Annotated in this window: 16 protein-coding genes; 6 read left to right on the top strand and 10 right to left on the bottom strand. The window is 65.2% G+C overall.

The window, feature by feature from the left end:
- Positions 1 to 195 precede the first annotated feature (195 nt).
- From PD284_RS06150 to PD284_RS06140, 3 genes are read left to right on the top strand one after another with little or no spacing between them, the layout of a single operon-like run.
- Complete coding sequence (locus tag PD284_RS06150; RefSeq protein ID WP_274627333.1) at positions 196 to 1,113, top strand: ABC transporter permease; 918 nt, start codon at positions 196 to 198, stop codon at positions 1,111 to 1,113.
- Positions 1,110 to 1,931: an ABC transporter permease gene (locus PD284_RS06145; protein ID WP_274627332.1), complete on the top strand. Its 822-nt coding sequence runs from the start codon at positions 1,110 to 1,112 to the stop codon at positions 1,929 to 1,931. Before PD284_RS06150 ends, PD284_RS06145 begins: the two co-directional genes overlap by 4 nt.
- A 7-nt stretch (positions 1,932 to 1,938) precedes the next feature.
- Positions 1,939 to 3,012 (top strand): ABC transporter ATP-binding protein, encoded by a 1,074-nt coding sequence (locus PD284_RS06140; protein WP_274630554.1) that lies wholly within the window; start codon positions 1,939 to 1,941, stop codon positions 3,010 to 3,012.
- A 19-nt stretch (positions 3,013 to 3,031) separates the two neighbouring features.
- Here the strand turns inward: PD284_RS06140 and PD284_RS06135 are convergent, their stop codons facing one another.
- Together PD284_RS06135 and PD284_RS06130 are read right to left on the bottom strand one after the other, a co-directional pair.
- Entirely contained in the window at positions 3,032 to 3,403 is a 372-nt protein-coding gene (locus PD284_RS06135; RefSeq protein ID WP_274627331.1) for a nuclear transport factor 2 family protein, read from the bottom strand.
- A gap of 16 nt (positions 3,404 to 3,419) precedes the next feature.
- Entirely contained in the window at positions 3,420 to 4,115 is a 696-nt protein-coding gene (locus tag PD284_RS06130; RefSeq protein ID WP_274627330.1) for a class II aldolase/adducin family protein, read from the bottom strand.
- 152 nt (positions 4,116 to 4,267) lie between these two features.
- Here PD284_RS06130 and PD284_RS06125 point away from each other — a divergent pair, with 152 nt between their 5' ends.
- Positions 4,268 to 5,062, top strand: coding sequence for an SDR family oxidoreductase (locus PD284_RS06125; RefSeq protein ID WP_274627329.1), 795 nt, complete (start codon positions 4,268 to 4,270; stop codon positions 5,060 to 5,062).
- 273 nt (positions 5,063 to 5,335) lie between these two features.
- Positions 5,336 to 5,869, top strand: a complete 534-nt coding sequence (locus tag PD284_RS06120; protein ID WP_274627328.1) for a hypothetical protein — start codon at positions 5,336 to 5,338, stop codon at positions 5,867 to 5,869.
- Between the two features lie 77 nt (positions 5,870 to 5,946).
- Here PD284_RS06120 and PD284_RS06115 read toward each other — a convergent pair whose 3' ends face one another.
- The 7 genes from PD284_RS06115 to PD284_RS06085 all read right to left on the bottom strand — a co-directional run bounded on the left by PD284_RS06115 (position 5,947) and on the right by PD284_RS06085 (position 12,357).
- Entirely contained in the window at positions 5,947 to 6,459 is a 513-nt protein-coding gene (locus PD284_RS06115) for a superoxide dismutase family protein (RefSeq protein WP_274627327.1), read from the bottom strand.
- Positions 6,460 to 6,627: 168 nt separating this feature from the next.
- Positions 6,628 to 7,035, bottom strand: a complete 408-nt coding sequence (locus PD284_RS06110) for a F0F1 ATP synthase subunit epsilon (protein WP_274627326.1) — start codon at positions 7,033 to 7,035, stop codon at positions 6,628 to 6,630.
- 97 nt (positions 7,036 to 7,132) lie between these two features.
- The gene (atpD, locus tag PD284_RS06105) at positions 7,133 to 8,671 is read right to left on the bottom strand and encodes a F0F1 ATP synthase subunit beta (protein ID WP_274627325.1); all 1,539 of its coding nucleotides are present in this window, start codon (positions 8,669 to 8,671) and stop codon (positions 7,133 to 7,135) included.
- 46 nt (positions 8,672 to 8,717) lie between these two features.
- Complete coding sequence (locus tag PD284_RS06100) at positions 8,718 to 9,599, bottom strand: F0F1 ATP synthase subunit gamma (RefSeq protein WP_274627324.1); 882 nt, start codon at positions 9,597 to 9,599, stop codon at positions 8,718 to 8,720.
- Positions 9,600 to 9,629: 30 nt separating this feature from the next.
- Positions 9,630 to 11,159, bottom strand: a complete 1,530-nt coding sequence (gene atpA, locus PD284_RS06095) for a F0F1 ATP synthase subunit alpha (RefSeq protein WP_274627323.1) — start codon at positions 11,157 to 11,159, stop codon at positions 9,630 to 9,632.
- On the bottom strand, positions 11,159 to 11,719 hold the full coding sequence (locus PD284_RS06090; RefSeq protein WP_274627322.1) for a F0F1 ATP synthase subunit delta: 561 nt from the start codon (positions 11,717 to 11,719) through the stop codon (positions 11,159 to 11,161). Before PD284_RS06090 ends, atpA begins: the two co-directional genes overlap by 1 nt.
- Positions 11,720 to 11,958: 239 nt before the next feature.
- Positions 11,959 to 12,357, bottom strand: a complete 399-nt coding sequence (locus PD284_RS06085; protein WP_274627321.1) for an AGROH133_08824 family phage infection protein — start codon at positions 12,355 to 12,357, stop codon at positions 11,959 to 11,961.
- 152 nt (positions 12,358 to 12,509) lie between these two features.
- On the opposite strand from PD284_RS06085, the gene PD284_RS06080 reads away from it, so the two are divergent.
- Positions 12,510 to 13,043 (top strand): class I SAM-dependent methyltransferase, encoded by a 534-nt coding sequence (locus PD284_RS06080; RefSeq protein WP_274627320.1) that lies wholly within the window; start codon positions 12,510 to 12,512, stop codon positions 13,041 to 13,043.
- A gap of 24 nt (positions 13,044 to 13,067) precedes the next feature.
- Here the strand turns inward: PD284_RS06080 and PD284_RS06075 are convergent, their stop codons facing one another.
- Positions 13,068 to 13,730, bottom strand: a complete 663-nt coding sequence (locus PD284_RS06075; protein ID WP_274627319.1) for a YggS family pyridoxal phosphate-dependent enzyme — start codon at positions 13,728 to 13,730, stop codon at positions 13,068 to 13,070.
- Between the last annotated feature and the right edge of the window lie 5 nt (positions 13,731 to 13,735).

The raw sequence follows: 13,735 nt of genomic DNA, 5'->3' as shown, positions 1-13,735 counted from the left end.
TTTTGAATGGCCGTTCAATCAATAAACCAGAAAGCCCGCTTGATTTCAATGCGCGGATGCGCATGATGGAAGGCAATCGGCGCAGGAACCGCCGCAGAACCAGACTGGGGATCGCATGCCGGAAGCACCGGACATGCCGCGAATTGCAGGCCGCACCCGCACGGCGCGCGCGACGCCAGCGGACGCCCCCCTCCAATGACGGCGGTCGCGGAACGCTCGGCCGAGGTCAGCGCTTCCCGTTTCCGCCGTGGCACGATGCTGCAATCCGAGTCCGCGCAGGGGCTCGCCCTCATCAGTCCGACGCTCGCCTTCGCGCTGGTCATGCTGGTCGTGCCGATCATCGTCGTCATCGCGCACAGCTTCTGGACCCAGGACTATCTGACGATCGACCGCACCTTCACGCTCGAGCAGTACCGCATCGCGCTGACCGAGCCGATCTACCGCGATCTCCTGCTGCGCTCGCTGTTCGTGGCTCTCGTGGTGAGCACGGCGACGGTGGTGCTCGCCTATCCGATCGCCTACTTCATCCCGTTCCACGGCGGCCGTCACAAGAGCCTGTGGCTGTTCCTGATCACAATTCCGTTCTGGACCAGCTACCTGCTCAGGGTGATGTCCTGGAAGGTCGTGCTGGGCTTCAACGGCGTGCTGAACTCGGGCCTGATGGGCCTCGGCGTCATCGACCAGCCGTCCACCGCCTTCCTCTACAACACGACGGCGGTCGTCATCACCCTGACCCACGCCTGGGCCGCCTTCGCCGTTCTACCGATCTTCGTCTCGCTGGAAAAGGTCGACCGCACGCTGCTGGAGGCGGCGACGGACCTCGGCGACGGTCCGCTGCGCAGGTTCGTACGCGTGACGCTGCCGCTGTCGCTGCCCGGCGTCATCTCGGCGATCCTCATCGTGATGATCCCGACCGTCGGCGATTTCGTGACGCCCAAGCTGGTCGGCGGCAAGGACGGCGTCATGATCGCCACGGCCATCCAGGTCCAGTTCGGCAAGGGCGCGAACTGGCCGCTCGGCGCGGCGCTGTCGGTGACCACCATGGCGGTCGTGACCGCGATGGCGGCGGCGACCGTGCTCCTGCTGCGGGGACTTGCGAGGATGGCCCGATGAGTACGGTCCGCCGACTGCTGGCAGGCTGGCTGCCCGTCTATGCCTTCCTCTACATTGCGTTCCTCTACCTGCCGGTGATGCTGCTGCCGATCTTCTCACTCAACACGGCGGCCGCCCCGCGCTTCCCCCTCCAGGGCCTCACGCTCAAGTGGTACCAGGACCTGCCGAGGACGCCCGCGCTTCTGGAGGCCGCCTGGAACAGCCTGATGGTGGGCGTCGCGGCAGCGCTCATTTCCACCGTGCTCGGCATCTGCGCCGCACGCGCCATCACCCGCTACCGCTTTCCCGGGCGGCGGCCCATCAACGGCCTGATCATGGCGCCGCTAGTGCTGCCGGAGATCATCGTCGCCGTCTCGCTGCTCATCGTGCTGCTGCAGCTAGGGCTCGAACTCTCCCTCCTCACGGTGGTGCTGGGCCATGTGCTGATCTGCATCCCCTACTCCATGACGGTGCTGACGGCAGGCTTCGACGGCTTTGACCGAAGCCTGGAGGAAGCCTCCGCCGACCTCGGCGAGACGGCCTTCGGCACCTTCCGCCGGGTGACGCTGCCGATGGTGGCGCCGGCGATCATCTCGTCGCTGCTCGTCTCCTTCACCATCTCGCTGGACGAGTTCATCCTGGCTTTCTTCCTGACCGGCACCGACGTGACGCTGCCGGTCTATATCTGGAGCCAGCTCCGTTTCGCCGGCAAGTTGCCCGGCGTACTGGCGCTGGGCACGCTGCTGCTGGTGGCCTCGTTCATGCTGCTCAGCTTTGCCGAGATCCTGCGCCGGCGCGCCGAGCGCCGAACCCGGATGACGGGGGTCGCAATTGCCTGACCGGTCCATGATCGAGATCCGCGACGTGACCCGCAGCTACGGTGCGTTCAAGGCGCTGAACGAGGCCTCGCTCTCGATCCGGGAGGGCGAGTTCTTCTCCCTGCTCGGCCCGTCCGGCTGCGGCAAGACCACCTTGCTGCGCATGATCGCGGGCTTCGACACGCCGACCTCCGGCTCGATCCTGATCGACGGCCAGCCGATGGACGGCATCCCGGCCAACCGGCGTCCGACCAATATGGTGTTCCAGAGCTACGCCATCTTCCCCCATCTCAACGTCGAGCAGAACGTCGCCTACGGGCTGAAACGCCAGAGGCTCGCCGCCGCCGAGGAGCGCCGGCGCGTCGAGGAAGCCCTCGCCCAGGTCTCGCTGTCGGGCCTGGGCAAACGCCGCGCCACCGAACTGTCGGGCGGCCAGCGCCAGCGGGTCGCTCTCGCCAGGGCCCTCGTCATGCGGCCGAAGGTGCTCCTGCTGGACGAGCCGCTCTCAGCGCTGGACAAGAAGCTGCGCGAGCAGATGCAGGTCGAACTGCGCCACCTCCAGCGGACGGTCGGCATCACTTTCATCCTGGTGACGCATGACCAGTACGAAGCGTTGGCGATGTCGGATCGCATCGCGGTCATGTTCGGCGGCTCGATCGCACAGGTCGCCGCGCCCAAGGAGATCTACCAGCGGCCGGTGAACCGGCAGGTCGCAGATTTCCTCGGCGGCATGAATTTCGTCCAGGCCGAGATCGTCGACGAGGAAGCCCAGGCGATCGTCGTCGACACCGCCGGCTTCGGCCGGATCAGGGCGGAAAAGCCCCCGGCCTTCCGGCGCAACGGCGGCAGCGCGACGCTTGGCATACGCCCGGAGCGGCTGCGCGTGCTGTGGGACGACGCCCGCGCCGACCATGAGGTCGCGGGCAAGGTCGTCGACCGGCACTACTTTGGAGAGATCACGCACCTGATCGTCGAGGTTCCGGGTTTCGAGAAGCCGCTGTCGGTCACCGAGACCAACAATTTCGGCGCCGACGACATCCCGGTCGGCGCGCCGATCCGCCTGGCCTACGATCCCGACGCGCTGGTGGCGCTCGCGGATTAGGCTTCGTCGCCCCGCGCCTTCACTCCACGATCTTCCAGTAGGAATCCTTACGGATCACCTTGCCGTTTCGGAACGTGTAGAAGTCGCAACCGCGGACCTCCTTGCGCTCTCCGTCTGGGGTCGTGCCGGTCAGCGTCCATTTCGACATGCCGGCATCGGCAGCGGCGTCCACGAAATGCTCCGCATTGCCATAGTGGACATCGGGCAGCCCCTCGAAACGGGTCGCAAGCGCCGCTCGCACGCTCTCCCGACCTTCGAAACGGGCTCCCCAAGGCTCCTTGCCCCGGGGCATCTCCAGCACACAATCGTCGGCAAAGAACGTCATGATGCGATCGAGGTCGTGCGCGTTAAAAGCCTCGCCCAGCGCGGTAAGCGTCGATCGAATGTCCATGGCTCGTCTCCCGTGTTCACACTGTCGTCTTCTTCCTCGTGGTCTTTCTCTCGCCGTCTGCCTTCCGGTCCTGCAGTCCGTAGGTGGCAAATCCCTTCATCGTCTCGGCGATCTCGGCCTCCGAAAGGAGCACCGGCCCGCCGATGAGAAGCGAGTGATAGTACTGCCTGGCGATGGTCTCCAGTTCGACAGCCAGCCACATCGCCTTCTCCAGATTGGGTCCGACCGCGATCATGCCGTGGTTGGCGAGAAGGCAGCCATTGCGCCCGTCGAGTGCCTTGAGCGCTACATCCGAAAGTTCCTGGGTGCCGTAGCGGGCATAGCCGGCGCAGCGGATGGTGCTGCCCCCGAATGCCGCGATCATGTAGTGGCAGGCCGGAATCTCTTTGCGCGCGATGGCAAGGATGGTGGCGTAGGTGGAGTGCGTGTGGACGATGGCCCCGACTTCCGGCCGGGCCCGCATGATGTCGAGGTGAAACCGCCATTCGGTGGAAGGCTTCAGCGGCCCGCTCCACGAGCCGTATTCGCCTTCGATTGGCATGGCCGCGATGTGCTCCGGCGTCATCGCCGCGTAGGGCGTGGCGCTGGGCGTGATCAGCATGGCGTCGCCGGAGCGGACGCTGATGTTGCCCGACGTGCCCTGGTTGAGACCGGACGCGTTCATGCCGATGCAATGGTCGATGATCGACTGGCGAAGTTGTCTGTCGTCCATGAAAGCCGGCATCCTCTGCAATGATTGAAACTGCGACCGTTCGACCGCGCAGGCTTCACGGAAGCGCCGACGCCGCGCCGGGTCAAGTGTCAAGCTGCAGGTCGCTGTCGGTCCTTGAATGCGCTAAACAGGGCCCAGGCAGGGAGAACCACATGACACGGTTGCCGGAGGGAAGCGTCACCTGGGTCACCGGAGCGGGCAGCGGCATCGGCCGCGCCTGCGCCATTGCCTTCGCCATAGCCGGATCGCGCCTCGCCCTCACGGGACGGCGCCCCGACGCGCTCGAGGAAACGGCCGCACTGATAAGGAAGACGGGCGCTCCCGACCCGATGCTGGCGCAGTGCGACGTCACCGATGCCGATGCGGTTGGGCTCGCCTACGCGCGCATAGAGCAGGAGCTGGGCGCGCCGCTGGTGCTAGTCAACAGCGCCGGCTGGAATGTCACCCGCCGCCACTGGAAGGACCTGACGCCGCAGGGCGCCTCGCAGGTGATCGACATCGACCTGAAGGCGATGTTCTACTGCACGCTTGCCGCACTTCCGGCGATGCGCCGCCGCGGCGACGGGCGCATCGTCCACATCGCCTCGCAGGCCGGCGTGTCGCTGCAGACGGTCAGCGGCCCGAGCTATTCTGCGGCCAAGACCGCGGTCGTCGCCATGAGCGCGAACCTCAACGCCGAAGAAGGCATCCACGGGATACGCAGCATCTGCATCTCGCCCGGCGAGGTCGAGACGCCGATCCTCGACACGCGCCCGAAGCCGCCCAGCGCCGAAGAGCGCCGGCTGATGCTGCAGCCCGAGGACGTTGCCGCAGCGGCCGTGTTCTGCGCCACGCTTCCGCTACGCGCCTGCGTCACCGAAATGGTGCTGTTGCCGACCGACGATCGCCACATGCGCGAAAGAGCGCGCGCGATCGAGGCGATGCCGACGCCACCTGGCCGCGCCTGAGCACGTTCCTGCTTCCGCCCTCCCTGCCCCGGGGCGCTTCGGCCGGCGGGGTGCCTCACCGACGCGACGCAACCGCCACCTCCGCAGGGTAAACGGCCGCCGGCCATTGCGCGCGGCATTGCGTCTCATCCGGCCAGAACTTGCGCGGGACCGATAAAACTTTAACGATTCGTTAGGCTGCACGTTAAGCGAAACGACCGAATCACCAGCGGGCGGCGGCAGAATCGGGTAAAAACGGCGCGTCTTGTCGATGCGTCGCGTCGGAGGTTGCACTTGGAGTTCACGATCTCGCAGATCGGTTCTGCCACGTCTCATTGGGTCGCTCGCCCGGCGGCGCCCACAAGCGGGGCCGTGCGCCCGGTAGCCACGGCAGCTGTCCAGCCGGTACAAACCGCAGCGGCGACTCCGGTTGCCGCGCTCCATGACATGGAAACCGAATACGACCAGTTCGGACGCTTCGGAGCGACGGCTCCCCATGTCGCCGAACGCGCGCCGGCTGCGCCCGAGCACCGGCCCGCAATCAACGCCACCAAGCATCTGCGCTCCGGCAAGGCGAGCGCCTACGATCTGGAACGCGAATACCGGCAGTCGCTGGTCGACAGCACCCGCGGCGAAGGCGCGACATCAGAACGGCGGTTCATTCCATCGGGAATGACAGAGTATCAGGTCTATCAGCTCGCAGACTACCAGTACCGATGGGCGCTGGAGGTGGAACGTCAGCTGCTCGAACGCGATGCCGACAGCGTGTTTGCGTCCAGCGACGGAGGCGCCGCCGGCGCCCCGAACAATCATTTCTCTGCTCGCTGAAGACTATTCGACAAGCGAGGGACGGCGGCACTCATCCTGCCGCCCACTCATCCACTCGTCTGCCCTTCCTTCTTTTCTCAAGTCGCCTGCGCGATGACGCCACAGGCGATGCGGCCGCCAGAGTGGCCTGAGGGGTCGGTTGCGTAGTCATCCGGGCCCTCATGCAGCATGACCGACGCCCCGTCTGCATCGAGTAGCGCGTTTTCTCCCTCTCCGAGCGACAGCCTGTCGGTGAAGAATTCCACCTTGAGCGTCCCGTCCGGCGCGACGTTCACATTGGGGAAGTCTCCGGGATGCGGACCGTTCTCGGCGTTGACACCATGCGCCTTGCCGCCGGCCAGGTGACCGCCGGCGCTTTCGAAGGTCGGGCCTTCGCACTTGCCTGTGGTGTGGATGTGGAAGCCGTGCACGCCCGGCGGCAGACCGTTCATGTCGACGCTGATCGACAGCATGCCAGACTTGGTCTGGGTGATCGCCACCGCGCCCAGTTCCTTGCCGTCCGGCCCGACCATCTTCGCGCTCGCCTCCTGCGCGACGGCGGAAAGCGGAAACAGGGTGACAAGGCAGGCGGCGGCGAGGAAGCGTCTCATGGTCATCTCCTGGTGTGATCCGGTCGACAACGGCTGAAAGCGGCGAACGTTGCCACCGGCGCGCGAAATCCACGTCGAGGGCAGGTCAAAACCTATGCGAGAAATCAGAAACGCGAAAGGCCGGCGCGAGGCCGGCCCTTCGATCAACACTTACAGGATGCCAGCTCTCTACGCCGGCAGGATCGCGCCTTCCAGCGTGGTGAGCTGGTTGAGGAACTGCTCGGCCTTCGAGCGGCTTTCCTCATCCTTGGCATCGGACAGGTCTTCCCTGGCCTCCTGGATGCGGCGGGCGATATCGGCCCGGTCGATGTCGCCGACCGCGACCGCCGATTCCGCCAACAGCGTGCAGCCGGTCGGAAGAATGTCGGCGAAACCGCCGAACACCACATAGCGCTCGGTCTTGCCGCCGACGGCATTCACCGTCACCACACCCGGCTTGATGGTGGTCATCACGGGGGCGTGACTAGCCATGACGGTCATTTCACCGTCAGCGCCCGGGATGACGACCGAATCGACCTGCTCGGAGACCAGCAGGCGCTCCGGCGAGACGAGTTCGAACTGAAAAGCTTGAGCCATCATCATCTAGCGAATAGCGAGTAGCGAATGGCAAATAGAATTTGCCGTCATTGTCGCCACTTCCCTACTCGCTACTCCCTATTCGCTATTCGCTTGCTTACGCTGCCTCAGCGGCCAGACGCTGCGCCTTCTCGACGGCTTCCTCGATGGTGCCGACCATGTAGAAGGCCGCTTCCGGCAGGTGGTCGTAATCGCCGTTGCAGAGGCCCTTGAAGCCCTTGATGGTGTCGGCGAGGTCGACCAGCTTGCCCGGCGAACCCGTGAACACTTCGGCGACGAAGAACGGCTGCGACAGGAAACGCTCGATCTTGCGGGCGCGGGCGACGGTGAGCTTATCCTCTTCGGACAACTCGTCCATGCCCAGGATCGCGATGATGTCCTGCAGCGACTTGTAGCGCTGGAGGATCGACTGCACCTGGCGCGCCACCTGGTAGTGCTCGTCGCCGACGATCAGCGGGTCGAGCATGCGCGAGGTGGAGTCGAGGGGATCGACGGCCGGGTAGATGCCCTTCTCCGAGATCGCGCGGTTAAGCACGGTCGTCGCATCGAGGTGGGCGAACGAGGTTGCCGGCGCGGGGTCGGTCAGATCGTCGGCTGGCACGTAGATGGCCTGCACCGAGGTGATCGAGCCCTTGGTCGTCGTCGTGATGCGCTCCTGCAGGGCGCCCATGTCGGTGGCGAGCGTCGGCTGATAGCCCACGGCCGAAGGAATACGGCCGAGCAGCGCCGACACTTCCGAACCCGCCTGGGTGAAGCGGAAGATGTTGTCCACGAAGAACAGCACGTCCTGGCCCTGGTCGCGGAAGTACTCGGCGACTGTCAGACCGGTCAGGCCGACACGCGCGCGCGCTCCCGGCGGCTCGTTCATCTGGCCGTACACGAGTGCTGCCTTCGAGCCCTCGCCGCCGCCCTTCTTGTTGACGCCGGACTCGATGAACTCGTGATAGAGGTCGTTGCCCTCGCGGGTACGCTCGCCGACGCCGGCGAACACCGAGTAACCGCCGTGCGCCTTGGCGACGTTGTTGATCAGTTCCTGGATGAGAACGGTCTTGCCGACGCCGGCGCCGCCGAACAGGCCGATCTTGCCGCCGCGGGCGTAGGGCGCCAGCAGGTCGAGGACCTTGATGCCGGTGACGAGGATCTGCGCCTCGGTCGACTGGTCGACGTACTCGGGGGCGGGCTGGTGGATGGCGCGCAAGCCAACGCCGGAAACCGGACCTTCTTCGTCGACCGGCTCGCCGATGACATTGATGATGCGGCCGAGAAGTCCCGGACCGACCGGAACCGAGATCGGCGCGCCGGTGTCGGTCACCGTCTGGCCGCGCACGAGGCCTTCGGACGAGTCCATGGCGATGCAGCGCACCGTGTTCTCACCGAGGTGCTGCGCCACTTCGAGCACGAGGCGGTTGCCCTGGTTGTCGGTTTCCAGCGCATTCAGAATCGCCGGCAGATGGTCTTCGAACTGCACGTCGACGACGGCGCCGATGACCTGACGGACCTTGCCCGTCGCGCCGGAAGCCATCTTGACAGCCGGAGTTGCCTTCACGGCCGCGGCCTTTGCCGGAGCCTTGGTCGCGGCGGCCTTTGCCGGGGCTTTCGCCGCGGCCGGCGCCTTGGGGGTCGCTGCTTTCGCCATCTTCCTTACCCTTCTCGTGCTTTCTGTTCCCGTCGTCGCGACGACGTCAGAGCGCTTCCGCGCCCGAAATGATTTCGATCAGTTCCTTGGTGATCTGCGCCTGGCGCTGACGGTTGTAGGTGATCGAGAGCTTGTTGATCATGTCGCCGGCATTGCGCGTGGCATTGTCCATCGCGCTCATCTTGGCGCCCATCTCACCGGCTGCATTCTCCAGCAGCGCGCGGAAGATCTGCACCGCGATGTTGCGCGGGATGAGATCGCCAAGGATCTCGCCGGGCTCCGGCTCGTATTCGTAGACGGCATTCCCGTTCGCCGCTTCGCCCGAAGAGTCGGTCGCTGCGGCCGGAATGATCTGCTGCGCGGTCGGCACCTGGCTGATCACCGACTTGAACTCGGAGTAGAACAGCGTGCAGACGTCGAACTGGTCGTCGTTGAAGAGGTGGATGATCTTCCTGGCGATGGCGTCAGCATTGGCGAAGCCGATCTGCTTCACGTCGCGCAATTCGATGCGGTCGATGATCAGATTGCTGAAGTCGCGGCGCAGGATGTCGAAACCCTTCTTGCCGACGGTGATGATCTTCACCGTCTTTCCGGCAGCCTGGAGCTTGCGGACATGATCGCGCGCGAGGCGCGAGATCTGCGAGTTGAAGCCGCCGCAAAGTCCGCGCTCGGCCGTGCAGACGACCAGCAGATGCGTGTCGTCGCGACCGGTGCCGGTCATCAGCGCCGGGGCGTCGCCGCCCCCGCCGACTGCTTGCGTGATGTTGGCCAGCACCGCGCCCATCCGCTGCGAATAGGGCCGCGCGGCTTCGGCCGCCTCCTGAGCGCGACGCAGCTTCGCCGCGGCGACCATCTGCATCGCCTTGGTGATCTTCTGCGTCGCCTTGACGGAGGCAATGCGGTTTCGGAGGTCTTTTAGCGAAGGCATGCGCCTATCCCGGCTCCCGTAGTGTCGGCGTTAGGCGAAGGTCTTGGCGAAAGCGTCGATCTCGGCCTTGAGCTTGGCGCGGAGGTCGTCCGACAGCGCCTTCTCGGTGCGGATCGCATCGAGAACAGCCTTGCCCGCGTTGCGCATGTGCGCCAGCAGACCCTGCTCGAACTTGCCGACCTGGTTGACCGCAAGCTTGTCGAGGTAGCCGTTGACGCCGGCGAAGATCACCGCGACCTGCTCTTCCGTCTTGAGCGGCGAGAACTGCGGCTGCTTCAGGAGCTCCGTCAGTCGGGCGCCGCGGTTCAGCAGGCGCTGCGTGGATGCGTCGAGGTCCGAGCCGAACTGCGCGAAGGCCGCCATTTCGCGGTACTGCGCGAGCTCGCCCTTGATCGAGCCGGCGACCTGCTTCATCGCCTTGACCTGGGCCGAAGAGCCGACGCGCGACACCGACAGACCAACGTTCACGGCAGGACGGATGCCCTGGAAGAACAGGTTGGTCTCGAGGAAGATCTGGCCGTCGGTGATCGAGATCACGTTGGTCGGAATGTAGGCCGACACGTCGTTGGCCTGCGTCTCGATGACGGGCAGAGCGGTCAGCGAACCGTTGCCGTTGTCGTCGTTCATCTTCGCCGCGCGCTCGAGCAGGCGGGAGTGCAGGTAGAAGACGTCGCCCGGATAGGCTTCGCGGCCCGGCGGGCGGCGCAGCAGCAGCGACATCTGACGGTAGGCGACGGCCTGCTTGGAGAGGTCGTCGTAGCCGATCAGCGCGTGCTGGCCGTTGTCGCGGAAGTACTCGCCCATGGTGCAGGCGGTGAACGGCGCCAGGAACTGCATCGGAGCCGGATCCGAGGCGGTGGCGGCGATGATGATCGAGTATTCGAGCGCGCCGCGCTCCTCGAGCACCTTCACGAACTGGGCGACGGTCGAACGCTTCTGGCCGACGGCGACGTAGACGCAGTAGAGCTTCTCGCCCTCCGGTCCGCTCTCGTGGATCGCCTTCTGGTTCAGGATTGTGTCGAGGATGATGGCGGTCTTGCCGGTCTGGCGGTCGCCGATGACCAGCTCGCGCTGGCCGCGGCCGACCGGGATCAGCGCATCGATGGCCTTGAGGCCGGTCGACATCGGCTCATGAACCGACTTGCGCGGAATGATGCCGGGCGCCTTGACGTCGACGCGGCGACGCTCGGTCGCCTTGATCGGGCCCTTGCCGTCGATCGGGTTGCCGAGCGCGTCGACGACGCGGCCGAGCAGCGCCGGACCGACCGGGGCGTCCACGATGGCGCCGGTGCGCTTGACGGTGTCGCCTTCCTTGATGTCACGGTCGTTACCGAAAATGACGACGCCGACGTTGTCGCTTTCGAGGTTGAGCGCCATGCCGCGGATGCCGCCCGGGAACTCGACCATCTCGCCCGCCTGGACGTTGTCGAGACCGTAGACGCGGGCAATGCCGTCACCGACGGACAGAACCTGACCGACCTCGGAGACCTCGGCTTCCTTGCCGAAGTTCTTGATCTGGTCCTTGAGGATTGCGGAAATTTCCGCGGCGCGGATGTCCATCAGCCGACCTCTTTCAGTGCGAGCTTAAGCGAATTGAGTTTGGTTTTGAGCGACGTATCGATCTGGCGCGAGCCCATCCTGACCACCATGCCGCCGAGCAGCGACGGATCGACGGTCAATGAGATCGCGACCTCCTTGCCGGCAACGCCCTTCAGCGCCGCCTTGAGTTCGGCCTGCTGGGCAGCCGTCAGCGCATGCGCCGACGTCACGTCGGCAGCGACTTCGCCGCGATGCTCGGCAGCGACGCGACGGAACCCGCGGATGATGCCGGGCAGCACAAAAAGGCGGCGGTTGCGGGCGACGACGCGCAGGAAATTACCCACCAGGCCCGTGATCCTTGCCTTGTCGGCGATCGCGACGATCGCCTTGAACTGGTCGTCGGCAGAGAAGACAGGGCTGTAGATCAGCCGCTTAAGGTCCTCGCTGCCTTCCAGAAGCGCCTCGAAACGGCCAAGATCGGCCTCGACGGCCGCGATCGACTTGGATTCGAGCGCCAGATCGAAAAGAGATCGCGCATAGCGCTCGGCGACACCTGAAATTGGCGAGCTGGAGGTTGCCACGGACCGTCGGTTCTCTCGTCTGACAGGCCGGAAGATTTGATGGCGCGAAGCTTGACGCTCTGGCTAAATCTTTGACCTAGTTGAAATTTTGCGCCCGGAAGATGCTGAGAAACGGCTTCCCCGGCCGAAAGTCGATTGCCGTCTAGCACAGGCGTTAGAGAGTCGCAACACGATGACAGACAAGCTTTTTGCACTGTTTGTCGCAGCCACCTCCCGCGCAGCCGACGACCTCCGTCGGCTTAGGGAAAAACGCCGAAGACAAAGCCCAGCGGCAGCGCCGCGAGGACCAGCTGTATCACGAGCGCGATCCAGTTGAACGGCTTGTTGCCGCCGTCGGACAGCATCGAGATAACCCGACCGAAGGCCGCGAAAAGCCACGAGAACCCGAGCGCATTGTAAAGAAAGGGTTGATTGCCCAACAGAACGCAACACACGCCGAGGCCGAGATAGAAGCCGGCCATTGTGCTCCTGGCCTCGGCGATCGCTTCCGGCTTGCCGTCCCGGGTCTTCAGCCTGAGCAGGCGGAACGATAGGCGCGGCGCAAACAGGAGGACGAGCCCGAACAGCACCGTGGCTGCCGCACTGGCCCAGGCGCGCCATTCGCCCGACGTCATCGGCCAGGGAAATGCAAATTCCATCTTGACCCCTCAATGGATGGTTTCGCGCGATATTAGTTGGAACGCCGGAAGTTTCCAGACGCACCGGCAGGCGATCGACGGAATACCGGAATCGCGTCGAGGTTGCACCCGCCACGGAAGTCGGCTTTCCTGTGCCGGGACATGGAGGGCGAATGGCGAAGCCGGCGATTCCCGAGCGCATCTCATGGGCGGTCGAACGGCTGGCGCTTGGCGGACATGAAGCGGTGCTGGAGATCGGCTGCGGGCGGGGCGTCGCCGCGACGCTGGTGAGCGATCGCCTGACCGGCGGACGTCTTGTCGCGATCGATCGCTCCTCGACGGCGACGGAGGCGACGCGCGAACGTCCGGAGAACCGCGCGCATGCCGAGGCGGGCAGGCTGCAGGTACTGACCAATACGCTTGCCGATCTGAGCGGGTATGACGCCGCCTTCGACGTCGCCTTCGCCATCAACGTCAACCTGTTCTGGCTCGATCCAGCCCGCGAACTGCCTGTGATTCGGCGGATCCTGAAGCCCGGCGGCAGGCTCGAACTGTTCTATGAAGCGCCCTCGGCCGGGCAGGCCGACAAGGTGGCGCGGCTCGTCGAGGAGAAGCTGGGGGCACAGGGATTTGCGGTCGACGGCAGGCTTTCCGCACGAAGCCCGAATGGACTGATCCACATCAGCCTGCGACAGGGCGACGAGTAGCTCGATACCGAGAAAAGCGATTCGCTATCGCGCGCCAAAGATCGCACTGCCGACGCGGACGCTGGTGGCGCCGAAGGCGATGGCCGTCTCGTAGTCGCCCGACATGCCCATCGAGAGCTTTGCAACGTCCGCCTCCCGGGCGAGCTTTTCCAGCAGCGCGAAATGCGGGCCGGGATTTTCGTCGAATGGAGGAATGCACATGAGCCCCTCGATCGCCAGGCCGTGCACCTCGCGGCACCTTTTCACGAAAGCGACCGCGTCTGTCGGCTCGATCCCCGCCTTCTGCGGCTCCGAACCAGTGTTGACCTGCACGTAGAGACGCAGCGCCCTACCCTGCCTGGCGATCTCCCTGGCGAGTTCGGCGGCGATCTTCTCGCGATCGACCGTCTCGATCACGTCGAACAGCGCGACGGCCTCCTTGGCCTTGTTCGACTGCAACGGCCCGATGAGATGAAGCTCCAGGTCGGGGAAGTCGGCCTTCAGCCCCGGCCACTTGGCCTGCGCCTCCTGGACGCGGTTCTCGCCGAAGACGCGCTGGCCGGCTTCGATGACCGGACGGATGTCGTCGGCGCCGAAGGTCTTCGACACCGCGACCAGCGTCACGCCGCCGGGATCGCGCCCCGCGCCGCGTTCAGCCGCATCGATGTTCTGGCGCACCTGCGCCAGGCTTTGCACCGCGTCGTTCATGCCTC

Source organism: Mesorhizobium shangrilense, assembly GCF_028826155.1.
GTDB classification, from domain to species: domain Bacteria; phylum Pseudomonadota; class Alphaproteobacteria; order Rhizobiales; family Rhizobiaceae; genus Arvimicrobium; species Arvimicrobium flavum.
This window is presented reverse-complemented; position numbering and strand designations above follow the sequence as displayed.

Bases quoted from the DNA above. Each gene is read 5' to 3' on its own strand.
- atpD (WP_274627325.1), bottom strand. From the start codon at position 8,671: ATGGCGAAAGCAGCGACCCCCAAGGCGCCGGCCGCGGCGAAAGCCCCG.
- PD284_RS06140 (WP_274630554.1), top strand. From the start codon at position 1,939: ATGATCGAGATCCGCGACGTGACCCGCAGCTACGGTGCGTTCAAGGCG.
- PD284_RS06135 (WP_274627331.1), bottom strand. From the start codon at position 3,403: ATGGACATTCGATCGACGCTTACCGCGCTGGGCGAGGCTTTTAACGCG.
- PD284_RS06130 (WP_274627330.1), bottom strand. From the start codon at position 4,115: ATGGACGACAGACAACTTCGCCAGTCGATCATCGACCATTGCATCGGC.
- PD284_RS06150 (WP_274627333.1), top strand. From the start codon at position 196: ATGACGGCGGTCGCGGAACGCTCGGCCGAGGTCAGCGCTTCCCGTTTC.
- atpA (WP_274627323.1), bottom strand. From the start codon at position 11,159: ATGGACATCCGCGCCGCGGAAATTTCCGCAATCCTCAAGGACCAGATC.
- PD284_RS06115 (WP_274627327.1), bottom strand. From the start codon at position 6,459: ATGAGACGCTTCCTCGCCGCCGCCTGCCTTGTCACCCTGTTTCCGCTT.
- PD284_RS06110 (WP_274627326.1), bottom strand. From the start codon at position 7,035: ATGGCTCAAGCTTTTCAGTTCGAACTCGTCTCGCCGGAGCGCCTGCTG.
- PD284_RS06100 (WP_274627324.1), bottom strand. From the start codon at position 9,599: ATGCCTTCGCTAAAAGACCTCCGAAACCGCATTGCCTCCGTCAAGGCG.
- PD284_RS06080 (WP_274627320.1), top strand. From the start codon at position 12,510: ATGGCGAAGCCGGCGATTCCCGAGCGCATCTCATGGGCGGTCGAACGG.
- PD284_RS06075 (WP_274627319.1), bottom strand. From the start codon at position 13,730: ATGAACGACGCGGTGCAAAGCCTGGCGCAGGTGCGCCAGAACATCGAT.
- PD284_RS06145 (WP_274627332.1), top strand. From the start codon at position 1,110: ATGAGTACGGTCCGCCGACTGCTGGCAGGCTGGCTGCCCGTCTATGCC.
- PD284_RS06125 (WP_274627329.1), top strand. From the start codon at position 4,268: ATGACACGGTTGCCGGAGGGAAGCGTCACCTGGGTCACCGGAGCGGGC.
- PD284_RS06085 (WP_274627321.1), bottom strand. From the start codon at position 12,357: ATGGAATTTGCATTTCCCTGGCCGATGACGTCGGGCGAATGGCGCGCC.